This window comes from Bacteroides sp. CAG:189, assembly GCF_000432295.1.
Taxonomy (GTDB): domain Bacteria; phylum Bacteroidota; class Bacteroidia; order Bacteroidales; family Bacteroidaceae; genus Bacteroides; species Bacteroides salyersiae.
This window is the reverse complement of the sequence record NZ_HF991035.1, coordinates 44,920-69,485: the sequence shown is the minus strand read 5'-3', so window position 1 is coordinate 69,485 and position 24,566 is coordinate 44,920. Positions and strand designations below refer to the sequence as shown.

Annotated in this window: 16 protein-coding genes, 1 tRNA gene and 1 pseudogene; 8 read left to right on the top strand and 10 right to left on the bottom strand. The window is 42.5% G+C overall.

Features of this window, described 5'->3' with window-relative positions:
* Positions 1–44 precede the first annotated feature (44 nt).
* Both ung and asnA read right to left on the bottom strand, forming a co-directional pair.
* Positions 45–707, bottom strand: a complete 663-nt coding sequence (gene ung / locus QVP90_RS05785) for a uracil-DNA glycosylase (RefSeq protein WP_005933500.1) — start codon at positions 705–707, stop codon at positions 45–47.
* 14 nt (positions 708–721) lie between these two features.
* On the bottom strand, positions 722–1,759 hold the full coding sequence (gene asnA / locus QVP90_RS05780; RefSeq protein ID WP_005933498.1) for an aspartate--ammonia ligase: 1,038 nt from the start codon (positions 1,757–1,759) through the stop codon (positions 722–724).
* Between the two features lie 214 nt (positions 1,760–1,973).
* Here asnA and QVP90_RS05775 point away from each other — a divergent pair.
* The 3 genes from QVP90_RS05775 to QVP90_RS05765 all read left to right on the top strand — a co-directional run bounded on the left by QVP90_RS05775 (position 1,974) and on the right by QVP90_RS05765 (position 3,432).
* Positions 1,974–2,045 (top strand) — tRNA-Arg (locus QVP90_RS05775).
* A 491-nt stretch (positions 2,046–2,536) separates the two neighbouring features.
* Positions 2,537–2,815 carry a LysO family transporter gene (locus tag QVP90_RS05770; protein ID WP_005933496.1) on the top strand — a complete coding sequence of 93 codons (279 nt, stop codon included), beginning with the start codon at positions 2,537–2,539 and terminating at the stop codon, positions 2,813–2,815.
* A complete protein-coding gene (locus QVP90_RS05765) occupies positions 2,812–3,432 on the top strand; it encodes a lysine exporter LysO family protein (RefSeq protein ID WP_021935904.1) in 621 nt (206 codons plus the stop codon). The genes QVP90_RS05770 and QVP90_RS05765 overlap by 4 nt, the downstream gene beginning before the upstream one ends.
* A 51-nt stretch (positions 3,433–3,483) precedes the next feature.
* On the opposite strand, the gene QVP90_RS05760 is transcribed toward QVP90_RS05765, so the two are convergent.
* Entirely contained in the window at positions 3,484–4,176 is a 693-nt protein-coding gene (locus QVP90_RS05760; RefSeq protein WP_005933492.1) for an HAD family hydrolase, read from the bottom strand.
* Positions 4,177–4,330: 154 nt separating this feature from the next.
* On the opposite strand from QVP90_RS05760, the gene QVP90_RS05755 reads away from it, so the two are divergent.
* Positions 4,331–4,807 carry a DUF5035 family protein gene (locus QVP90_RS05755; protein ID WP_005933490.1) on the top strand — a complete coding sequence of 159 codons (477 nt, stop codon included), beginning with the start codon at positions 4,331–4,333 and terminating at the stop codon, positions 4,805–4,807.
* 84 nt (positions 4,808–4,891) lie between these two features.
* Here QVP90_RS05755 and QVP90_RS05750 read toward each other — a convergent pair whose 3' ends face one another.
* From QVP90_RS05750 to lysS, 3 genes are all read right to left on the bottom strand, one after another.
* Positions 4,892–6,229 (bottom strand): glucose-6-phosphate isomerase, encoded by a 1,338-nt coding sequence (locus QVP90_RS05750; protein WP_021935903.1) that lies wholly within the window; start codon positions 6,227–6,229, stop codon positions 4,892–4,894.
* A gap of 177 nt (positions 6,230–6,406) precedes the next feature.
* Positions 6,407–7,402: an NAD(P)H-dependent glycerol-3-phosphate dehydrogenase gene (locus tag QVP90_RS05745; protein ID WP_005933488.1), complete on the bottom strand. Its 996-nt coding sequence runs from the start codon at positions 7,400–7,402 to the stop codon at positions 6,407–6,409.
* Positions 7,403–7,491: 89 nt separating this feature from the next.
* A complete protein-coding gene (gene lysS, locus QVP90_RS05740; RefSeq protein ID WP_044094122.1) occupies positions 7,492–9,219 on the bottom strand; it encodes a lysine--tRNA ligase in 1,728 nt (575 codons plus the stop codon).
* Positions 9,220–9,423: 204 nt separating this feature from the next.
* On the opposite strand from lysS, the gene QVP90_RS05735 reads away from it, so the two are divergent.
* On the top strand, positions 9,424–10,782 hold the full coding sequence (locus QVP90_RS05735; protein WP_005933486.1) for an MATE family efflux transporter: 1,359 nt from the start codon (positions 9,424–9,426) through the stop codon (positions 10,780–10,782).
* A gap of 210 nt (positions 10,783–10,992) precedes the next feature.
* On the opposite strand, the gene QVP90_RS05730 is transcribed toward QVP90_RS05735, so the two are convergent.
* Positions 10,993–11,571 carry a Crp/Fnr family transcriptional regulator gene (locus tag QVP90_RS05730; RefSeq protein WP_130059229.1) on the bottom strand — a complete coding sequence of 193 codons (579 nt, stop codon included), beginning with the start codon at positions 11,569–11,571 and terminating at the stop codon, positions 10,993–10,995.
* Positions 11,558–12,940 (bottom strand): MATE family efflux transporter, encoded by a 1,383-nt coding sequence (locus QVP90_RS05725; RefSeq protein ID WP_264381129.1) that lies wholly within the window; start codon positions 12,938–12,940, stop codon positions 11,558–11,560. The genes QVP90_RS05730 and QVP90_RS05725 overlap by 14 nt, the downstream gene beginning before the upstream one ends.
* 412 nt (positions 12,941–13,352) lie before the next feature.
* Between QVP90_RS05725 and QVP90_RS05720 the strand changes: the two genes are divergently transcribed.
* Complete coding sequence (locus QVP90_RS05720; protein ID WP_005933481.1) at positions 13,353–13,982, top strand: AAA family ATPase; 630 nt, start codon at positions 13,353–13,355, stop codon at positions 13,980–13,982.
* A 695-nt stretch (positions 13,983–14,677) separates the two neighbouring features.
* Here QVP90_RS05720 and QVP90_RS05715 read toward each other — a convergent pair.
* Entirely contained in the window at positions 14,678–16,345 is a 1,668-nt protein-coding gene (locus QVP90_RS05715) for a putative transporter (protein WP_005933479.1), read from the bottom strand.
* A gap of 231 nt (positions 16,346–16,576) precedes the next feature.
* Between QVP90_RS05715 and mutA the strand changes: the two genes are divergently transcribed.
* Both mutA and scpA read left to right on the top strand, forming a co-directional pair.
* A complete protein-coding gene (gene mutA, locus QVP90_RS05710; RefSeq protein ID WP_021935900.1) occupies positions 16,577–18,475 on the top strand; it encodes a methylmalonyl-CoA mutase small subunit in 1,899 nt (632 codons plus the stop codon).
* Between the two features lie 43 nt (positions 18,476–18,518).
* Positions 18,519–20,767: pseudogene (gene scpA, locus QVP90_RS05705) on the top strand (methylmalonyl-CoA mutase).
* A 253-nt stretch (positions 20,768–21,020) separates the two neighbouring features.
* On the opposite strand, the gene QVP90_RS05700 reads toward scpA, so the two are convergent.
* Complete coding sequence (locus tag QVP90_RS05700; protein ID WP_249932166.1) at positions 21,021–24,380, bottom strand: exo-alpha-sialidase; 3,360 nt, start codon at positions 24,378–24,380, stop codon at positions 21,021–21,023.
* Between the last annotated feature and the right edge of the window lie 186 nt (positions 24,381–24,566).

Here is a 24,566-nt window from a genome sequence, read left to right as displayed (position 1 = left end):
TTTTCCTATCTCCATTCTCCCATCTCTCTTTTTTCCTTCTCTTCTTAGAAAATGATTTCTTTTTCTCCGTGTTCTCTTAAATATGCATTGGTCTTACTGAAATGCTTGTTTCCGAAGAAGCCGTTGTAGGCCGACAGAGGTGAGGGGTGGGCCGAACTAAGCACAAGATGCTTACTGCGGTCGATGAATGCTCCTTTACGTTGTGCATAACCTCCCCAAAGGATAAATACAAGATGCTCCCGTTCTTCTGCCAATGCGCGGATAGCTGCATCGGTAAATTCTTCCCATCCCCGGCGTTGGTGCGAGCCGGCTTGATGAGCGCGTACGGTTAATGTGGCGTTGAGTAATAATACGCCTTGTTCGGCCCACCGTGTCAGATTTCCGGTTGCCGGTGCTTCGATTCCCAAGTCGTCTTTTATCTCTTTAAAGATATTGACTAATGACGGCGGGAAAGGTACTCCGTCGTTTACCGAGAAACAGAGTCCGTGTGCCTGTCCTGGCCCATGATAAGGGTCTTGTCCGATAATGACAACTTTTACTTTGTCGAAAGGGCATAGGTTGAAAGCATTGAATATCAGCTTTCCGGGGGGATAAATGGTGTATTGGCTATATTCGCTTTTGACGAATTCTGTCAGTGTACGGAAGTAATCTTTTTCAAACTCCGGTTGCAGATGGGCTTTCCAACTTTCTTCTATTTGTACGTTCATAGTATATAATGTATTTATATAAGATGTATATCGAGTGCTTCACATTCTTTTCGCATGTCTTCTGGCCAGATACTTGCCTGGATTTCTCCGATATGAGCTTTGCGTAAATAGAACATACAGAGACGCGACTGGCCGATACCGCCTCCGATAGACAGGGGGAGCGTGTCGTTCAGCAGACGTTTGTGGAAATAGAGTTCCAGACGTTGCTCTTGCTTCGCCTCTTTCACCTGGCGTAGCAAAGCTTCTTTATCGACGCGGATACCCATAGATGAAAGCTCGATGGAGCGTTGCAATACATTGTCCCATAAAAGAAGGTCACCGTTCAGGCCGGGTAAATCATTGAGCCCTTTTGTGGTATAATCGTCGTAGTCCGGAGCACGGCCATCGTGTTTCTTTCCATCACTAAGTTGGCAGCCGATACCGATAATAAATACGGCGCCGTACTTCTGGCAAATAGCGTGTTCGCGACATTTAGGTTCTAATGCCGGATATAATTGACGAAGTTCTTCTGCATGGATAAAGTGTAGTTTTTGTGGCAGGCAGGGTTTTATTTGCGGATACATTTCATACACCATGTATTCCGTACGTATCATAGCGGCATAAATGCGGTTTACTATCTCTTTGAGGAACTCTACATTACGTTCTTCTGCCGTCATTACTCGCTCCCAGTCCCATTGATCCACGTACAGCGAATGCAGGTTGCCCAGTTCTTCATCCGAGCGGATAGCATTCATATCGGTATAAATGCCATATCCCGGTTCAATATGATAATCGGCAAGCGTCAATCTTTTCCATTTGGCCAGTGAATGTACAACTTCTGCCTGTGCATCTCCAAGATCTTTGATGGGGAAGGATACCGGGCGCTCTATGCCGTTAAGGTCGTCATTGATACCCATACCTTTGAGTACAAAAAGAGGGGCTGTGACACGGCGCAGACGCAGTTCCGATGATAAATTCATCTGAAAGAACTCTTTGATCTGTTTGATACCGAGTTCCGTCTGTTTCAGGTCAAGAAGGGGTTTGTAATTCTGAGGTTTTATTAGATAACTCATAGGTTTATTATATGTTAATTGTCGACAAAGATAGGAATAATATCTATATATGTATTGGTTTTTGTCTGAAATAATGTCAATATGATAAAGATTTCCTTGAAGTTGGTTTCAAAATAACATATCATTGAGTGGGAAATTGAAGGTTGTATCAACAAAAATAGTAGAAAGATTAGGAAGATAAGAAGTTTTTGTCTATTTTTGTCGTCGCAAAACCGGCCCTGTAGTTCAACGAATAGAATGTAGGTTTCCGGTACCTAAGATAAGGGTTTGATTCCCTTCGGGGCTACTTATGAACGCTTGTAATCTTCGGATTATAAGCGTTTTTCTTATTAAATGCCTGTTCAATAGTGCCTTACGGTATGAGTCAATTTGTGAATTGGTATAAAATTCGGTAATGATGAATCTATTTTATTGAATATTTATTTGGTAAATATTCATAATTGTGCTATCTTTGCCGCCCAATTGATAAAAGCATGAACCGATTATTTACTATATATAGTGTATGTGGTATTGCATGGGATAGCAGAATCTTATGTAATCATTCTATTGTGCACGTACATTGGTTCAGTGGATTTGTTTGAGATACCCCTCCATTTTTTGATCATACATAAAGGACTGTTTAAGTTTTGCTCAGTATTATTTTAAGGGGAAAATTTAAACAGGTTTTAAGACTTTGCCCTTTGTCTGAAATTGTTCGGAGAGATTGAGCTCTGTGGTGACTTTCGGTTTGAAAAGTCATTGTATGGTATTATTGTTCAATTTTTAAGATTTCGCGTTATGTTCACAGTTATATCTATGATGTTTGGAGGAATTGGTATCGGTTACCTGTTTCGTAATTTGAAGTTTCTGCAAAATGTAGAAAAGACTACTTCGTTGACCATCTTTTTGTTACTTTTTATTTTAGGTCTTTCAATCGGATCTAATAGTTTGATAATAAATAATTTGGGGAGATTCGGATGGCAGGCTGTCGTATTGGCGGCATCGAGTATTCTGGGCAGTATGTTAGCTTCATTTCTGGTGTTTCGTCTGTTTTTTAGGAAAGGAGGTAAAAAATGAAAGGGAGTTTGATTGTAGTGGCATTTTTCTGTATAGGTTGTGTAGTTGGGACTTTTAATGATTCCCAACTGGAAGTGCACGATCTTTCTATGTACGTGCTTTATGCCCTTATGCTACAGGTCGGTGTCAGTATTGGCAGTAATAAAAATCTGAAAGTATTGGTTAAAAGTTTGCGTTTCAATATGCTTCTGGTACCTTTGGCTACAATTGTAGGAACCTTGCTTTTTTCTGCTTTTGCCAGTTTGTTGCTGAGTCAGTGGAGTGTATTCGATTGCATGGCAGTGGGGAGTGGTTTTGCCTATTATTCGCTTTCTTCCATTTTAATTACACAGTTCAAAGAACCTTCCCTCGGGTTACAGCTGGCAACCGAGCTTGGTACTATTGCCCTGTTGGCAAATATCTTTCGTGAAATGATGGCTTTACTCGGGGCACCGCTTATCCGGAAATATTTTGGAAAATTAGCACCTATTTCTGCTGCCGGAGTTAATTCGATGGATGTATTGTTGCCGTCTATCACTCTTTATTCCGGAAAGGAAATGATTCCTCTTGCTATCTTCCATGGAATTCTCATTGATATGAGTGTCCCCGTTTTCGTCTCTTTCTTTTGTAGCTTATAAGAAGGCACCGGGCGGATTCTAAACGGGGATTGGAAAATCTCTCTCTTATTTTTATGCCAGGCTGTTTGTGAAAGTTTCCCATTCTTCGCAAAGAGCTTGCATGGAGGGATAGAGGGCATTTGCTCCCGCATCTTGCAACACTTTATTGTTTAAGGGTCCGGTATTGACAGCTATTGTGAAGATCCCTGCGGCTACTCCTGCTTGTACTCCGAGTGGTGCATTTTCTATGACTACTGCTTCGTTTGCTTCGAATCCTCCTTTTTCAAGCGCCATCAGATAGGGTTCGGGGTTGGGCTTGCCATGCTTTACATCGAAAGCAGTCACCATCAGTTCGCGGTGAAACATGCCGGGGAAGTTATGTTCCAGACGATCGAGCAGGGAGCGCTGTCCGGATCCGGTGACCACCATCGGTGTCAGTCCGGCGTTTTTTATTTTTTGCAGTAGTTCCCAAGCACCGGGCATCGGTTCCGGTTCGGGGAATTTATTGAATTCTTCACTCTTCTCGTGGTAGATGTTCTCTATCTCTTCGGGCGTTGCTTCCCGTCCTAATTGGCGTTGGCTTACAATGTTGATAGTACCGGCTCCTGTACGCCCTTCGTGTAAATAGGCTTCTTCACGGCTGAGGTTAAGGCCGTGAGCTAACATCACTTTGTGCCAAGCTTCTGCATGATAGGGCATGGAGTTGAACAATACGCCGTCCATATCGAATAGTACAGCTTTTAAGTGTATTTCTTTTTGAAACATTGCTTTATGATATTGAGAATTTGTTTAGATTTTCTATAAAAACAGTCTTAGGCAAAAGTCAAACAGACTGTGATTTTTTGCACAAAGTTACGATTTTTTTGCTAATTCGGATATAATGTGTATTTTTGCGGTGTAAACAAGAGATTTGTAATACATGAAAAAGCAACTTCTTGCACCGTTGTTACTACTGCTTTTGGCTGCATGTTCCGGCTCGGCAGAAAGTCCTGTAATTGAAATTACGGGTTTCTTTATTGAAGGTGATACTAAAGATTATAGTGAAGATATGGCTTCCATACCTTCATTAAAGGTGGGCGACGAGGTTACTGTCTCTCTGACACTGGATGGAAATGGAGAGGATCTGAATACATTTATCGTAAAAGAAGATCAGCAGCAATTGGGCATAAAAGATTTTGATTTGCCCAATGGGGTGTCTTCTGAGAAAAATTTCACAAGACCCGAAGAAGGTATTATTAAGTTTGAGGATGGCGTACGGAATACCGTATTGAAAGTGAAGATGCGTGTACAAACCGTGGCTGATGCCGATGCTATACTTTCTTTCTATCTTTCTTCGAAAGCGGAATGTGAAAGTGCGCAGGAAAAAATAGAATTGAAAACAGAAGATAAAGAGTGAGACAATCTCTGATCGGTATAAATCCAAATAATAAGGGGTGAAGCTTAGAAAGCTTCACCCCTTATTATTTGGATTTATCTTTGCTTACAGTTTGGCTTGTATTGCTTTCGATTCTTCTTCGTATCCCGGTTTGTTGAGCAAAGCAAACATATTCTTTTTGTATGCTTCTACACCTGGTTGGTTGAATGGATTGACACCTAACAAATAACCACTGATACCACAGGCTTTCTCAAAGAAATAAAGCAGACCGCCTATGCAATATTCGCTTAGTTCGGGAAGAACAATACGCATATTGGGTACGCCGCCATCCACATGGGCCAGTTGAGTTCCCAATTCCGCCATTTTGTTAACTTCGTCCACACGTTTGCCGGCCAAGAAGTTTAGCCCATCCAGATTTGCTTCATCCGAAGGTACTTCCAGTTTATGGTTTACCTTTTCCACAGAGATTACGGTTTCGAAAATCGTGCGTTCACCTTCTTGAATCCACTGTCCCATGGAATGAAGGTCGGTAGAAAAATCTACAGCAGCCGGGAATATACCTTTGTTGTCTTTTCCTTCGGATTCTCCGTATAGTTGCTTCCACCATTCACTTACATAATGCAGTTTCGGGTTGAAGTTCACCAGAATCTCGATTTTCTTTCCCTTTTTATACAGTTCATTGCGTGTAGCTGCATAAATAGCGGCAGGGTTTTCTGCGAAAGGAACGTTTGCGGCACAAGCTTTTTCCATATCGGCTGCACCGGCTACCAGTTTTTCAATATCGAATCCGGCTACTGCAATGGGTAATAAACCTACCGGAGTAAGTACGGAAAAACGTCCTCCTACATTATCCGGGATGATGAATGATTTGTATCCTTCTTTGTCGGCAGTAACACGTGCTGCACCTTTCCGGGCATCGGTTACGGCTACGATTACTTTCTTGGCCATATCTCTGCCACGTTGATCTTCACATTGTTTTTTCAACAGGCGGAATGCAAGGGCAGTCTCGGTAGTAGTTCCGGATTTGGAGATATTGATAACACCGAATTTCTTGTCTTTCAGATACTCGGTGAGTTCGTATAGATAATCCTCGCCGATATTGTGTCCAGCGTAGATGATGACCGGTGCTGTTTTCTTATCCTGCAACCAAGTGAAACTGTTTGATAATGCTTCAATCACTGCACGTGCACCCAGATAACTTCCACCGATACCGGCTACGATAACTACTTCACAGTTATCACGAAGAACTTGTGCGGTGGCTTTAAGGTCGGCCAGATGTTCCGGAGTGATAGAAGAAGGCAGATGCAACCATCCCAGGAAATCGTTTCCTTTACCGGTACCGTTTTCCAATGTTTCCTGCGCTGCTTTCACTTGAGTGTCGTAAGCGAAAACAGTTTCTTTTGAGATGAATCCCAACGTTTTTTCAATGTTCAAACTAATCATAATATATAAGTTTTTAAAAAGTAGTCAAGTAGGTGAATGACTGAGTAGTCAAGTAGTCAAGTAGTTAAGTAGTAAGTAGGAGTTAGTCCAGTTTATTATTACTAAAGCCATTCTCTACTTACTACTTGACTACTTAACTACTGACTACTTAATTGCCATATTCCTCCATCGCATTCCTCATCTGAATGAATCAGTGAGTAGTTTTATTTCGATCATCGGTGATATGCGTTCATACAGGATATTGTAAACGGCATCGAGTATCGGCATATTAACATGATAATGCTTGTTGATTTCTTTGATACATTTTGTACCGTAGTATCCTTCCGCGATCATTTCCATCTCTATTTGTGCGCTTTTTACCGAATATCCTTTACCGATCATGGTACCGAATGTGCGGTTCCGGCTAAAGTTGGAATATCCTGTTACCAATAGATCTCCCAAATAAACAGATTCATCTACGTTTCTGTTCAATGGATGTACGGTATCAAGAAAACGTCTCATTTCCTGTATTGCATTGGAGATGAGTACCGCCTGAAAGTTATCGCCATATTTCAAGCCACTGCAAATGCCGGCGGCAATGGCATATACGTTTTTCAAAACAGAACTGTATTCAATGCCTACTACATCATCGCTGACGGAAGTTTTGATAAAGCTACTTCCCAGTCTGCGGGCAAAAATGCGGGCTTTGTCCTTGTCCGGACAAGCGATGGTGAGGTATGAAAGGCGTTCCAAAGCAACCTCTTCTGCATGACAGGGACCTGCCAATACTGCTATATTCTCGGGAGGGACACCATATTCTTTTGTGAAATATTCCGATACGATAAGATTATCGTCGGGTACAATTCCTTTGATAGCGGTGATAATGAATTTGTCTCGTATGCGTGTCTTCAGCTTTTTAAGATGAGCTTTTAAGTAGGGGGAAGGAGTGACGAAGACGAGCGTATCCGATTCCTTTACGATGTCGTTGATGTTCGAGCCGAAATTGATACGTTTCATGTCAAACTTTACACCTGTGAGGTAAGCCGGGTTGTGTCCTAAACGTTTGAAGTCGGCTATACGATCGTCACGACGCATATACCAATTGATGGAATCCTCTTGTGCGAGGAACATTTTGGCAATGGCTGTGGCCCAACTTCCGCCGCCCATTATCGCTATCTTACCGGGTAGTTTCATATATATGAAATTAAAGATTAAAAATTAAAAATTAAAGGGAGAAAGCGAGGGTCGCTCCTCCCAGATATTTAATTCTTAATTTCTCATTTTTAATTGATTTTCTGTATCCATTCGGTTACATCATTTACAGAAGGGTTGGTAAGTTCCAACTTATGCTTCTTATTAAGTCCGCAAATTTCTTGATGCAACTTTTGTGGGTTTACGTCTTTCATCTCTTCTACCAAGTTATAGCCGGCTTTCTGAATTACCGGAACCCAGTCTTCAGGGATGCCCAGTTCCGTATATTTGACAACAGCATCTTTTTTAACAACTTTTTCCGGGCGCATTTGCGGGAAGAACAGTACTTCCTGAATCGTTGTTTCTCCGGTCATCAACATCGTCAGACGGTCCATACCGATGCCCATACCTGATGTCGGCGGCATACCATATTCCAATGCACGTATGAAGTCCTTGTCGATAATCATGGCTTCATCATCTCCTTTTTCGCTCAGGCGCATTTGTTCTTCAAAACGTTCCAGCTGGTCGATAGGATCATTTAATTCAGAGTAAGCATTACACAATTCTTTGCCGTTCACCATTAATTCAAAACGTTCGGTTAGTTCCGGATTATCCCGGTGGCGTTTGGTCAACGGTGACATTTCAATCGGATAATCGGTTATGAATGTCGGTTGTATATAATTGCCTTCACAGAATTCACCGAAGATTTCATCGATCAACTTGCCTTTACCCATGGTGTCGTCAATCTCCATATTCAGTTTCTGGCAGATTTCCCGTATTTCGCTTTCGCTTTTACCGTTCAGATCATATCCGGTAAACTCTTTGATGGAGTCGAGCATAGTGACGCGTTTGAACGGAGCTTTGAAACTGATGATGTTATCGCCTACTTTTACTTCGGTAGTACCGTTTACGTCCAGACAGATTTTTTCAATCATGTTTTCCGTAAATGTCATCATCCAGTTGTAATCTTTGTAAGCAACGTATATTTCCATACAGGTGAATTCGGGATTGTGTGTACGGTCCATGCCTTCGTTACGGAAGTTCTTTCCGATTTCGTATACACCTTCAAAGCCTCCTACGATCAGGCGTTTCAAGTATAGCTCACTGGCGATGCGCATGTATAATGGCATGTCGAGCGCATTGTGATGCGTAATGAACGGACGTGCGGCAGCACCACCGGGGATGGCCTGCAAAATCGGAGTTTCTACTTCGATGTATCCTTTCTCATTAAAATACTCACGCATGGAGTTGTATACTTTGGTGCGTTTGATGAAAATATCTTTGATACCTTCGTTTACGGCCAAATCAACATAACGCTGGCGGTAACGCAATTCGGGATCTTCAAAAGAATCGTATGCCACACCGTCTTTGTATTTTACAATTGGCAACGGCTTGATAGACTTTGACAATACGGTGAGTTTCTTGGCGTGAATACTGATTTCACCCATCTGCGTACGGAATACAAAGCCTTCGATGCCGATAAAATCACCTAAGTCGAGCAGGCGTTTGAATACAGTATTGTACATCTCTTTGTTTTCTTCCGGGCAGATATCGTCACGGGTGATATACACTTGGATACGTCCTTTGGAATCTTGTAATTCAATGAAAGATGCTTTACCCATAACGCGGCGGCTCATCATGCGTCCTGCTATGGATACCATGCGGGGTTCGTCTTCATCTTTGAATTCCTGTTTTATATCTGTAGAGAAAGCATTGGTTACATACTCTGCTGCGGGATAAGGTTCGATACCCATCGCGCGAAGCTCATTCAGACTGTTACGTCGGATGATTTCCTGTTCACTTAGTTCTAATAGGTTCATTTCGTTACGTATTAACTCAATATTTGGTGGCAAAAATACGAAACATTTTTAATATTACGGCATGAATAGCTCTCTAATTTGCCCAAAGGAGAGATTGGGACAGGTGAACGGTTGCTAATAAAGAGGAAATTTTAAAGCGGCTTTTCATTTGCCGGGTTCTCGGAAAAACACTAATTTTGCATCCTCAAAATAAAAAGGACGAGTATGACTACAGGACAGAAGACCCCCACGGCGTTGGGGACGGAAAAGATTGGAAAACTTTTGATACAATATGCGGTACCGGCTATCATTGCCATGACGGCATCTTCTCTTTATAATATGGTGGACAGTATTTTTATCGGGCATGGTGTGGGACGTATGGCAATTTCCGGTCTGGCATTGACTTTCCCATTGATGAATCTTGCCGCCGCATTCGGTTCATTGGTTGGAGTAGGAGCGGCCACATTGGTGTCTGTAAAACTCGGTCAGAAGGATTATGACACGGCTCAGCGTGTTCTTGGCAATGTTTTGGTACTGAATATTATTATCGGTTTGGCGTTTACTGTTCTTACGCTTCTATTTCTCGACCCTATTCTCTATTTCTTTGGCGGAAGTGAGGCTACTATCGGTTATGCCCGCGACTATATGGAAGTGATTTTGTTGGGTAATGTCGTTACCCATCTTTATCTGGGGCTGAATGCTGTGCTTCGTTCTGCCGGTCACCCTCAAAAAGCGATGTATGCGACGATTGCTACGGTGGTGATTAACACGATACTCGATCCGTTGTTTATTTTTGTCTTCGATTGGGGGATTCGCGGAGCGGCCATTGCCACCATTGTGGCACAGGTTATTGCGCTGATGTGGCAATTTAAATTATTCAGCAATAAAGAGGAACTGCTGCATTTCCATCGGGGAATCTTTCGTCTGAAACGTAAAATCGTGTTTGATTCATTGGCGATCGGTATGTCTCCTTTTTTAATGAATCTGGCTTCCTGCTTTATCGTGATTCTGATCAATCAAGGTTTAAAACGTTATGGAGGAGATCTTGCTATCGGTGCTTTTGGTATTGTCAACCGGCTCGTGTTCGTTTTTGTGATGATTGTGCTGGGGCTGAATCAGGGAATGCAGCCTATTGCCGGTTATAACTTTGGTGCCCGTCAGTATCCCCGTGTTACCCAAGTGTTGAAACTGACTATTATCGGGGCTACCATTGTTACTACTACCGGATTTTTATTGGGGGTATTTATTCCCGAATTGATTGTATCCATATTTACATCGGATGCGGAGTTGATACGCCTTTCGGCAGAAGGGTATCGCATTGTGGTGATGTTTTTCCCCATTGTCGGTTTTCAAATGGTTACGTCCAACTTCTTTCAAAGTATCGGTATGGCCGGTAAAGCTATATTCCTGTCACTTACCCGTCAGATGTTGTTTCTTGTTCCTTGTCTGCTCATCTTGCCTCATTTCTATGGGCAGACGGGAGTATGGGTCAGTATGCCGGCATCCGATCTGGCAGCAAGTATTGTTTCCGGTCTTATGCTTTGGTGGCAGTTTCGCCAGTTTCGTAAAATGACCAACGGGTAATGCCGGCCGTAGGCATTTGGCTTGAATCATTCATATACAGTAGAAAGTAGTGTTAAGTAGTAAGTAGTAAGTAGTCAAGTAGTAAGTAGTTAAGTAGAAATGATTTGTTTGATGTACTTTCCTTGACTACTTATTGACTATTTGGCTATTTGACTATTTACTACTTGCTACTTGACTACTTGTTACTTAACTACTTGACTACTTAACTACTTACCTACTTATTTTTTTTATTTCTGCTCTTATTCTGCTCAGCGATTGTGGGGTTATCCATAAATAAGAGGCGATGTACTTTAGCGGAACGTATTGTAAAAGTTCCGGTGTTTCTTTTATCAGTGTAAGATATCGTTCTTTGGCTTTGGGACTGCCGGCACTGATGAGCCAGTTTTCCGTAGTCAATAATTGGTGTTCCATGAGTCGTCTGCCTAAATTGGCCAACCCTACGGATGTGGAATATAATTCATTTAATTTTGCACCGGAGATACAATAGGCAATGCTGTCGGACATTACCTCTATGCTGATCTGCGAATAAGAATTGTCTGCATATCCCCAGATGGAAAAAGCGGCTTCTCCCTCTGAAGCGAACCAGATAGTCGTATCTATCCCGTCTTTCAGATAATGTGCTCGCCAGATTCCCTTTTTAATAAGATATAAATTAGTATTTCTGGAACCTTCGCGAACAATCACCTCCTTCTTTTTGAAGTATACCTCTTTCATGTGGCTTAATAAAGTCACTACATCTGTTTCGGATAAATGGTATCTGATCCGGAATTTTTCTTTAAATGTGTCCATGCTGCAAAGATACATTTCCCCGGTGGGGTAGGAAACGATCTTTCAGGTAAATTATTACAATATAAATAAATGTTAGTAATTCTGCTAAAGGGACTGCCAGCCATATGCCTCTGACCCCTAAAAAATGAGGTAATACTGTGAATCCGATGAGCATAAATACCACACCGCGCAGCAAGGTGATAACAGTAGCCCGGTGTGCTCGTTCTATACTCTGATAATAGCCTATACTAACCATGTTGAAAGCAAAAAAGAGATATCCGATGGCGAAATACGGAATTCCTGCTACTGCAATGTCGTAAGCACCGTAGCTACGATCGATGAACAATGACACGATGTCCCGATTACATATTACTGTCAGAATGAAAAAACAGATTCCACAGACGAGAGCTGTTTTTATGGATAACCGGAAAGCTTGATGTACCCGATCCTTACTGCCGGCTCCAAAATTATAGCTGATGATAGGCTGTACCGATTGCGCTATGGCATTGTATACCATGAATATAATGGGAAAGAAATAACAGACAATGCTGAAAGCGGCTACTCCGTCTTCACCCAAATGACGGATAAATACATAATTGCCTAAAAACATCATGCATGCTATCGAGGCTTCGCTTATGAAGGCCGAAGAACCCAGTTTTACCATATAACCGATGTTACGTAAAGTTAGGCGAATACTTTTAAGGCTTAGTTTGACAGGATGTAATCTAAATGATTGGGAAAAACACAACAGATAGATCAAGGTTATCAAGCCGCCTATCATCGTACCTATGCTTGTGGCAAAGGCTGCCCCCATCAATCCCCATCCGAAAATGAAGATGAAAATATAATCGAGTACGATATTGGCAATTGCTGCAATGGCATTGCACCACATGGCGTAATTCGGTGCGCCGTCAAGACGGACAAAGAACATTCCTGCATTGAGCAACAGGTAGAATACGAGAAATGGGACATACCAATTCATATATTCTGCAACCAACGGTAACAGCCGGTCCGAACTTCCCAATAATCTGCCGACAGGCTCTATCAGGAAGAAGCAAAAGGCAGATAGCAGGAATATCAGTAACGATGAAAAAACAAGCGCCTGCGTGATGTTGATACCGGCAACTTTTTGTTTCCCGTGCGATAAATGAATGGAAGCAACGACCGATGCTCCTACGCCGAACATCAATCCGAGGCCGGTAGTGATCATAAACAGCGGTGCGGTAATGTTGACTGCTGCCAGCGCATCACTGCCTACCCCTTTACCTACGAATATACCGTCCGTTATTACAAATATAGCGGAGAAAACCATTCCCAATACTGTTGGAATCAATAATTTGCGAAACAGCTTGGAAATATTCATCGCTCCGAAGTCAATATTATCTTTCATTTCCATATTTTCTTTCTTTTTCATGTTGCAAAGATACGGCAGGAAATACAGGAAAAAATTACCAATTGGTAATAAATAATATGTCAATTAAATAATGTGCCAATGTACCGATTATTTGATATACCAACTAAGCCATGTACTGATTAGCCCCTATAAAATATCAGTATAGCACAGCCAATTGGCACATTGGCATATTGGCACACCGACACATTATTTAATTGACATATTATTATTTCTTTTTTTCAGAAATAATCCGTATGTTTGCTTCAAAACTAATAAAAATGAAGTCTCTTCCCAACCTTCTCCGTGGGAAAGGGAGTTAAGTTGGTTTTGTAACCGGTTAATAAACAACGGTATCTATCCCCCTCTCCTACGGAGAGGGTTGTGGAGAGGCTTCTAAACAAAATGTATTATGAACAGTAATTATGTTATTAATATCGGTCGTCAGTTGGGAAGCGGCGGAAAAGAAATAGGCGAGAAGTTGGCCGCCCGTTTGGGAATTGACTTTTATGATAAGGAACTGATAAATCTTGCGTCGGAAGAGAGCGGGCTGTGCAAGGAGTTTTTTGAAAAGGCTGATGAAAAAGCTTCTCAAGGTATTATAGGTGGCTTGTTTGGCATGCGTTTTCCTTTTATCAGTGATGGAGCTGTGCCTTGCACAAATTGCTTGAGTAATGATGCCCTTTTCAAAATCCAAAGCGATGTTATCCGTAATCTGGCTGCTACAAAATCCTGTTTGTTTGTAGGACGTTGTGCCGATTACATTCTGCGGGATCATCCGCGTTGTGTGAATATCTTCATATCCGCCTCAAAGGAAGATCGTATAGAACGTCTCCGGAACATGCATGGCATCAGTGAAGAAGATGCGGAAGGGATGATGGAAAAGGCGGATAAGAAACGTTCGGAATACTATAATTACTACAGCTATAAGACTTGGGGAGCGGCGGCTACTTATCATCTCTGTATCGACTCTTCTGCGTTGGGAATCGAAGGTACAGTGAGGTTTATAGAAGAGTTTGTAGTGAGAAAATTGGGATTATAAAATATTTGGCAGGTGTATGCTTTCTGAAAAAAGGAGCGTACACCTTTTTTAAAAGAAAACTTGGTTTGGCTGTCTTTTTGTTCTTATATTGTTCGTTTCTGTGACATGTACTTTTCAAATATAGATGTAATTAGAGAATAAACCGCATAATAAACTGAATAATATTTATTTCTTTATGCATATTGGGGCATTTTTGGGGATAAATATGTGGCTTTTCTCGGTAGGTTATTTCAATTATACCGGTGTGATAAATTCGGTTTCTCTACGAGGAACGACTCGAAACTCTACGAGAAACTATTAGAGACTCTACGGGAAAAATAAAATCTCCTTTAAAGATCGTTTTTGGAAGCTGACTGATGGTTTGCTTTTGATTGCTTTGGAATATTAAAAAGTGAGACGGATGCATGAATCAAGGCTCGTTTGTACGGTGATTTTTTTTAATGAAAGATATTTGTTTGCTATTTGTTTATAAACCGGATAATTTGATTTTATAAGTTTGGAAATGAAGGAGGTTTTAGAGAACATGGTTTAAAGAGTATGGATAGAACGAATTCTGCATGGGGTAGGAATATCTATTTGACATATTGATAAAATGAACTTTACTCGTTTCTCATAAAAATAATAAGAGCGTACATCTTGAACCGTTTCAAAGTGTACGCTCTTATTTTATAAAGAATGGAATGTGGGCGGTTAAGCTACATCATTAAAAGTAAGATCATTTGCCCGGCCAGAATACGCAGGAACATTGTCAACGGATATACGGTTGAGTATCCTACGGCTGGTGCGTCATTGTTTGAAGCCTGAGTAGAGTAAGCCAATGCAGGGGGATCGGTATTACTACCGGCGATAAGTCCCATCAGGGTAAAATAGTTCACCTTATAATACAGACGTGCAATTGCACCGATGATCAATAGTGGGATAACTGTGATGAGGAAACCGTAACCTACATACAACAAACCGTCTCCTTCGACTACTGTATGTACAAAGTTTGCTCCCGCCTCGATACCGACACTCGCAAGAAACAATACAATTCCTATTTCGCGCAACATCAGATTGGCACTCATTGTTGTGTAAGTTACCAAATGAAGTTTATATCCGAAACGTCCGATCAGGATGGCTACTACCAACGGGCCGCCTGCCAGACCTAATTTTACCGGAGTTGGCATGCCGGGGAAAGCAATAGGCAAACTGCCTAAAAAGATTCCTAAGAATATACCGACAAAGATAGTAACGATATTCGGGTGGTCAAGGCGTTTCAGAGAATTACCCAGTACATTGGCAACGCGTTCTACCGCATCCTGCTGGCCTACTACCATCACCCGGTCACCTACTTGCAGGGTCAGATGCGGGTCGGCAAACAGGTCCATTCCCGAACGGTTGACACGGGTGACATTAACACCAAACATGCCACGGAAGTGCATATCTCCCAACTTCTTTCCGTTAATTTCTGATTTGGTAATCAAGATACGGCGTGATACCATCGGCATATCCTGTTTTTCCCAATCCACTTGTACTTCTTTTCCTATGAAAGCGGTAATAGCTTCCGCGTCCTCTTCCGAACAGACGATGAATACTTGGTCGCCCATATGAAAGAGTGTCTCATGGTTGGGGATATTGACATGACCTTCGTGACGAATACGTGAACAAACAAAAGAGCGTCCTAAAAAGTCTTTTACTTGAACCAGGGTTTTGCCGTTGATCGATTCATTGCGTACCTCAAGGCTCATTAAATGCGGCTTGTGCTTCAGATGTTCCGCATCTTGATTTTTAAGCTCGTCTTCTTCTTTTGCCAAGTTGACACGGAAAATGTAACGGATGGCGATGATAGAACCGATAATGCCGACTACGCCTAACGGATAGGCACATGCATATCCCAGTGCAATCTGCGGTCCATTGTAGTTGAGCTGCGTCAATGCTTCCTGGGCGGCACCGAGTCCCGGTGTATTGGTAACGGCGCCATACAGGATACCGACCATCATCGGCAATTCAATACGTCCGTTGGCAAGGAAATAGATAGTCAATGCTACGGCGATGTTCAATACTACAATACCTACGGCGAGCAGATTGAGGGTCATCCCTCCTTTCTTGAACGAAGAGAAGAAGCTGGGCCCTACCTGAAGACCGATACAGAACACGAACAATATCAATCCGAACTCGCGGATGAAATGAAGAATGTGTGTGTCGCCGGTAAAACCGAAATGTCCCATCAGAATACCGGTGAACAGAACAAAGGTGACTCCCAATGACACTCCGAAGATTTTGATCTTACCTAAGAGCACCCCGGCAGCTATCACAAAAGCATAAAGAAAGACTATGTGTGCCACGGAGCTGGAGTCCCACAATAAACTTTGTATCCAATCCATAGTAGTTTTTTTATTAAAATTGCGACAAAATTAGCTATAACAACGGAGGTAATCAAATATTTTCTCTCTTTTATTTGTTGATGACACCCTGCTACTTCCCTGTGCGAATTTTCTCTAAAAAAAGTACCTCATTAGAACTATTTGCCTATCTTTGTCTCTCTAAAAGCAACACTTGGAAAGATTCATTAAGATAAAGATAATACTAATCTTATTTTAAATTTATAATAAACTATGGCAGACAGTAAAGAAAAACTCTTCTCGGATTTTTCTCCGGTATCTACAGAACAGTGGATGGAGAAAGTGACAGCCGACCTCAAGGGCGCTGATTTTGAGAAGAAACTTGTTTGGAAGACAAACGAAGGATTCAAGGTAAAACCTTTCTATCGGATGGAAGACCTTGAAGGACTGAAAACAACCGATGCGCTTCCCGGAGAATTTCCCTACCTGCGAGGAACCAAAAAGGACAATAACGAATGGTTCGTTCGTCAGGAAATTAAGGTGGAATGTCCGCAAGAGGCAAATGCCAAAGCATTGGATATATTGAATAAGGGAATCGATTCTCTTTCTTTCCATGTGAAAGCGAAAGAACTCAACGCGGAGTATATCGAAACTTTGCTGAATGATATCTGTGCGGAGTGTATAGAACTCAATTTCTCTACCTGTCAAGGTCATGTAGTAGAACTGGCAAATCTTCTGGTAGCTTATTTCCAGAAGAAAGATTATGATGTGAAGAAGCTGCAGGGTTCTATCAACTTTGATTATTTTAATAAGATGTTGTCTCGTGGAAAGGAAAAAGGAGACATGATTCAGACAGCAAAAGCATTGCTCGAAGCGATCCAGCCACTGCCTTTCTACCGGGTATTGAATGTAAATGCGCTTTCATTGAATAATGCAGGTGCTTATATTTCCCAGGAATTGGGTTATGCGCTTGCCTGGGGTAATGAATACATGAACCAACTGACTGAAGCCGGATTGCCTGCCGCCCTGGTAGCGAAGAAGATAAAATTTAATTTCGGTATCAGTTCCAACTATTTCCTTGAAATTGCAAAATTCCGTGCAGCACGCATGTTGTGGGCAAATATCGTAGCATCCTACCATCCTGAATGTCTGCGTGACTGTGAAAATAAAGGTTCGAACGGAGAATGCCGTTGTGCTGCGAAGATGAGAATCCATGCGGAGACTTCCACTTTTAATCTGACCCTGTTTGATGCCCATGTTAATTTATTGCGTACACAAACCGAGGCTATGAGTGCCGCTTTGGGAGGCGTCGATTCGATGACCGTAGTACCGTTTGATAAGACTTATGAAACACCGGATGAATTCTCTGAACGTCTGGCTCGTAACCAGCAGTTATTGCTGAAAGAAGAATCACATTTCGACAAAGTGGTGGATCCGGCTGCCGGTTCATATTATATTGAAAACCTGACAGTATCTATCGCAAAACAAGCGTGGGAGCTTTTCTTGGCTGTTGAAGAAGAAGGCGGTTTCTACGCTGCCCTGAAAGCCGGCACAGTGCAGGCTGCTGTAAACGAAAGCAACAAAGCCCGTCACAAAGCAGTAGCCCAGCGCCGTGAAATATTGTTAGGTACCAACCAGTTTCCGAACTTTAATGAGAAAGCGGGCGACAAAAAACCGGTGGAGGCAAAATGTTGTTGTGGTGGACACAATACATGTGAAAAAGAGGTCGCTACTTTGAACTTTGACCGTGCTGCCAGCGAATTCGAAGCATTACGTCTTGAAACTGAAGCATCCGGTAAGCGTCCGAAAGCGTTCATGTTGACAATCGGTAATTTAGCTATGCGTCAGGCACGTGCACAGTATTCATGTAACTTCTTGGCTTGTGCCGGATATGAAGTAATCGATAATTTAGGTTTTAAAACCGTAGAAGAAGGTGTGGAGGCAGCAATGGCAGCCAAGGCTGACATCGTGGTACTTTGCTCCAGCGACGATGAATATGCCGAATACGCTGTTCCTGCATTTAAAGCGGTGAATGGCCGTGCAATGTTTATAGTTGCCGGTGCTCCTGCCTGTATGGACGAATTGAAAGCAGCCGGTATCGAGAATTTCATTCACGTACGTGTCAATGTACTTGATACTTTAAAGGAGTTTAATGCCAAATTACTAAAGTGATTTCAATCCTGAATCGTAAATCGCTAAATCGTAAATAAACAACATGAGAAAAGATTTCAAAAATTTAGATATATACGCAGCATTTCAGCCCGCTAATGGTGCTGAATGGCAAAAGGCAAACGGAATCGAAGCTAATTGGAAGACTCCGGAACATATCTGCGTGAAGCCTGTTTATACAAAAGAAGATCTGGAAGGAATGGAACATCTGGACTATGCGGCCGGTATTCCTCCTTATCTGCGCGGTCCGTATTCGGTGATGTATACGTTGCGTCCCTGGACAATCCGTCAGTATGCCGGATTTTCTACTGCCGAGGAGTCGAATGCTTTCTATCGTCGTAACTTGGCTTCCGGGCAGAAAGGTTTGTCTGTTGCATTCGACTTGGCTACTCACCGTGGCTACGACCCCGATCACGAACGGGTAGTAGGCGATGTTGGTAAAGCCGGTGTGTCCATCTGTTCGCTTGAAAATATGAAAGTGCTGTTCGATGGCATTCCTTTGAATAAGATGTCGGTATCCATGACAATGAACGGCGCTGTACTTCCGGTGCTTGCTTTCTATATCAATGCGGGGCTCGAACAGGGAGCCAAACTGGAAGAAATGGCAGGGACTATTCAGAATGACATTCTGAAAGAGTTCATGGTGCGTAATACTTATATTTATCCGCCTGCATTCTCTATGAAGATTATCTCTGATATTTTTGAGTATACTTCACAGAAGATGCCAAAGTTCAACTCTATATCTATTTCCGGTTATCATATGCAGGAAGCCGGTGCTACGGCCGATATCGAGTTGGCCTATACTTTAGCCGACGGTTTGGAATATCTTCGTGCGGGTGTGGCTGCCGGAATCGACATCGACGCTTTTGCCCCGCGTCTCTCTTTCTTCTGGGCTATCGGTACCAATCACTTTATGGAAATAGCCAAGATGCGCGCTGCCCGTATGCTATGGGCCAAGATCGTGAAACAGTTCAATCCGAAAAATCCGAAGTCATTGGCATTGCGTACTCACTCTCAGACATCAGGCTGGTCGCTGACAGAACAGGATCCGTTCAATAATGTGGGACGTACTTGTATCGAAGCAATGGCTGCCGCATTGGGACATACTCAATCATTGCATACGAATGCGCTTGACGAGGCCATCGCTTTGCCGACAGATTTTTCGGCACGTATTGCCCGTAATACTCAGATTTATATTCAGGAAGAGACGTATGTTTGTAAGAACGTTGATCCTTGGGGAGGTTCTTATTACGTGGAGAATCTGACGAATGAACTGGCTCACAGTGCTTGGGAACATATTCAGGAGATTGAAAAGTTAGGTGGCATGGCAAAGGCTATCGAAACCGGTATTCCTAAGATGCGTATCGAAGAAGCTGCTGCACGTACGCAGGCCCGTATCGACTCCGGTTCTCAGACTATCGTTGGTGTGAAAAGGCTATCGAAACCGGTATTCCTAAGATGCGTATCGAAGAAGCGGCTGCCCGTACGCAAGCCCGTATCGACTCCGGTTCGCAAACGATTGTGGGTGTGAACAAGTATCGTCTGGAAAAAGAAGCACCGATCGATATTTTAGAGATCGATAATACAGCCGTTCGTATTGAGCAGATTGAGAACTTGAAACGGTTGAAAGAGGGCCGGAATCAAGAAGAGGTTGACAAAGCGCTTGCCGCTATTACCAAGTGTGTGGAAACGAAAGAAGGTAACCTGCTCGAGTTGGCTGTAGAAGCCGCCCGTGTACGTGCCACATTAGGAGAAATCTCTTATGCTTGCGAGAAGATTGTAGGACGTTATAAAGCAATAATAAGAACTATATCAGGCGTGTATTCATCAGAAAGTAAAAACGATAGCGACTTCAAACGTGCTTGTGAACTCACCGAGAAGTTTGCAAAGAAAGAGGGACGTCAACCTCGTATCATGATTGCGAAAATGGGACAGGACGGTCATGACCGTGGTGCCAAAGTGGTAGCAACCGGTTATGCCGACTGTGGCTTCGATGTGGATATGGGACCGTTGTTCCAGACTCCGGCCGAAGCTGCTCGTGAAGCCGTTGAGAATGACGTTCATGTAGTAGGTGTTTCTTCGTTGGCTGCCGGACACAAAACGCTGGTTCCACAGATCATTGAAGAATTGAAGAAGTTAGGACGTGAAGATATTGTAGTGATTGCCGGTGGTGTTATTCCGGCTCAGGATTACGATTTCCTTTATAAAGCGGGTGTGGCTGCTATCTTTGGTCCGGGTACTCCGGTTGCAAAGGCGGCTTGTCAGATTCTGGAAATCTTGATGGATGAGGAATAAAAGATATATCTTAATGTAGATAGGGTAGGAGTGGGATTGTGGGATATCCTGCTCCTATTTTTTTGTTTTCTTATGCGGGTTACTTCTTTGATTCCGATTTCCAGTGAGATCACTTCTGATTCATATAGTAGAAATCCCCTTACTTTATCCTTTGGACGTTTTAAGGATAAGAGTAAGGGGAAATTCTGATTACAGTCTGTAATTTGTAGATCAAATATAGGCTATTGTTCTCGTTTTGAGAATCCTATTTCTATTACTTTACAATTACTTTTGCATTGTCTTTTCCATTACGGACAATGTAGAAGCCGGCAGAAAGGGAAACAAACGATCCATTTGTAACTGCTTTCTTTATAATTAGACGGCCTTGTCCATCGTATATATCGGCTGTACAATCTTGTCCTTGAACCATAATACCTCCGGTTACACCGGTAAATGTTGTTTTCGGAACGTCTTGTACGTCTTTAACGGCAACATCTCCCGACTCAATTCTAAGGGTGAAATCGACAATAGCTCCTCCATTGCTTGCAATATGGTTTCCGGAAATGACACTTCCACAAGGAGCAAGGCTGTTCCAGTCAATTTTGAAACGGATGCGATAGTCGCCTGCTGAAAGATTTTCCGGCAGAATGAAACGTGGGAGAGCACCATTGGCTCCAACATTATTTTTTTTCTGGTCTCCTAAACTATTTGTGCCATCAGCACCTCCGTCTTCTGAATAGAATGTATATGATACTAATTCCCCTTCATTATTACCGTCTGCGTTGAGGGTGATGTCGAACTCTTTATCTTTATTATAATCTACATATACATAAGCATGCATCCATTCAAAGTTCCATACCGTACTCGGATTTAGCGTTGCGCCGGCTTTAGTGGAGATTATTTCATCTGTTTTGTCAACGTATACCGGACGGGGAGTTTTTGCAGTCTGAATCTGACTGCTTGTAAATTCATTGGTACCATCGGTAACAGATATAGAGGTCAGATAGCGGGTGTGGTTTGATTCATAATCCGGAGTACAATAGGCAGGATATGTGAATTCTGCTGTTGCAACTTTACTGTTGGTCATACCTTCTTTGATAGCTATTGCTTTGATGGTGACTGCCGAAGATACTAAAATCGGTTCTGTATAGACTTCCGACTGGGCATTAGGCATTGTTCCGTCCAATGTATAATAGATTACGGCATCCGGAGTGCTGCATGTGATTGTAACTTCAGATGTTTCTCCCTCTTCCAAACGCGCACCGGCCGGATCGAAAACAGGAGTTTCTACCTGTTCCAGAATTTCACCGGCAGGAGTGTATACATCTTGGCCATCAGTCAGCCATTCCAGAGAGAAATTCATAAAATAGAGTGAGCAGGCTCCTTCCGGATTTTCTTCTACATATGCTCCGATTGTACCGTCGGGAAGGATGGTGAGAGATGAATATACAGAGTTGTATGGGCATATGGATTTTACTGTCGGCCATGTTTCCCCTTCATCATAACTGATAAATATACTTACGTTCTGGCGTGAAGAAGAATTAGGAATGGAATGTAACAGACGGTCTTTATTGAAGCCTTGATCTGTTGCTGTATAGCGGATGATATCACCGTTGCAGGCATTGGTATTGATTTCGTTCCAGTTTGATTGGGCTCCCCAGGTTTCTCCACCGTCTGTAGAGATGCTGTAACCACGGTAACCGCTTTGACGAACGCTCATTAATACACGGCCATCATTGAGTTCTACCACTTTCGCTTCATCTCCATTGCTGAATGCACGTTCTGATACTGTCCAGGTAGCACCATTGTCGTCTGAATAAACGGCATAATTGTGTAACTGGTTTCCGGAGCCCATTGCTGCAACAAACATGATGCGTCCTGCGTGTTCTCCGCGAGTCAGACGTAAACCGTTTCCGGAACCGAAGAAAGAGTGGGTAAAGGCCTTGCGTTCTGCATTATCACAATTGCTTCCCCATAACAGATCTGTAACGTTTTTAGGCTCTTCCCAAGTACGTCCTTTATCATGACTGATAGTGATATACGACCATTGAGGGTCGGATGCGGAAGAGGCCCAAAGTCCGTTTCCACCAACGAATCCGCACACTACATCGCCGTTGGCTGCCTCAACGATAACTGCATCACCGTATCCTTTTTTATATCCTTTACCTTCAGCAATGGTTACAGGTTCACTCCAAGTGAGACCACCGTCGGTACTATAACGCGAAACGATGTCAATGTCTTCCGGAAGGTCTGTTTCGTTATATTTGCGTTTGTCGGTAGTTGCTAATAATGTGCCGTCTGAAAGTTGAAGTAATGCCGGTATACGCCAGTTCTTTGAATCATAATCACCCGGGGCAAATACCAGGCGGCGTTTCAGCAATATTTCACGACTTCCGGTTGGAGCGGGATTTTCGATTTCGAAAGCTTGGCTTTCAGTGGTTATTTCATGCAGTTCTGCATCGATTTTTGAACCTTCGTTTGCTGTTTCCGATATTTCAGCGCATATCCACAAATAGCTTGTACCGGATTGGATGGTTGCATTTGTAAATTCGCATGTCATATCACCTTCAGCGGGAACAAATTCACCTAATAAAATGGCATCTTGGGCTGTGCGTTCATCGAATTTGTTTTCGGATGTTTTATAGATTTTTATTTTCGTGATATCTGCTAAATTGGTCGTTCCGTTTAAATTCATTTTCACAGAATGTAATGCCTGTGTAGCGTCTGTTCCTCCCATTGTTACAGTTGCTTTAAGGATCTGATCGTATGGATTTCCACGTCCGGTAAATTTGCTGTTCTGGGCAAGGGTTACCGAGGTGATTTCCGGAAGTTCGGTTGTAAAGCCGACTAATGTGCCGGTATGTCCGTTTCCGCTGATATCTGTTACTCTTAATCCTGTAATATTCTGAAAATCATAGGCTGCCACCAATCCGTCTGTCTCAGGGCCTACTTCGGCCGTTGCATCTGCAGTGATTTCCTCTGCCGAAAGAGCCCGTTTGTAGAAATGCAAACCGCCAATAGCACCGTTAAGGAAATAATTAGGTGTGTCTTCTTCAGAGAATCCGGCTCCGACAAGAACGTCATATGTATTAGTGCATTCCCAAGGAGCAATGGGCTTGATTCCGCTGTTGGCAACTGCTGTACCGTTGTGATATTCGTACATGATACCTGCTGTGCGATCAATGACGAAAGCGATGTGGTGCCATTCACCTGCATATCCGGGGATATTTGAATAGACAGATACGGAATTATTGTGGTCTCCTGTATTATTGGGACTATTCACAGCGAAAAATTGACTACTTATGCCATTTCCCCATAATTCATATCCCGATTTGATGGTGGCATTGTTTTTTACACGTTTCACGACGAAACGGGTATCTGCTTCTAAAACATTTCGTTTTACCCAGCATGAAACGGTAAATGATTCAGTAGTCGTTATGTTGAAATCGGCATGATGAGGAATCATCATATACTGATCGGAACCATTAAACTCAATAAAAGAGCTGGGGGCATTGTTTTCTGCCGTGGTTGATTGAGAATTAGTAGCAATACTACTTGTAGTCTGGTTATTGGCCAGGACTACTGGCAATAACGCTGTAAGCGCTGCCATAGTAAACAGTTTTTTTAAATTCATAATATTATATATTAAAGTTATAAAATAAATGACTATAGGTCATCTTGGACATACGTAACAGTCGTTCTTTATATTTTATAGGGTTGATATTTATAATACAGTTTATTGATGAGGGTTACTAAAACAAGAATAAAATTAAAAAGGTAGAATGTTGTTATTGAATACTTGTGTAGAGGATATTGAAGC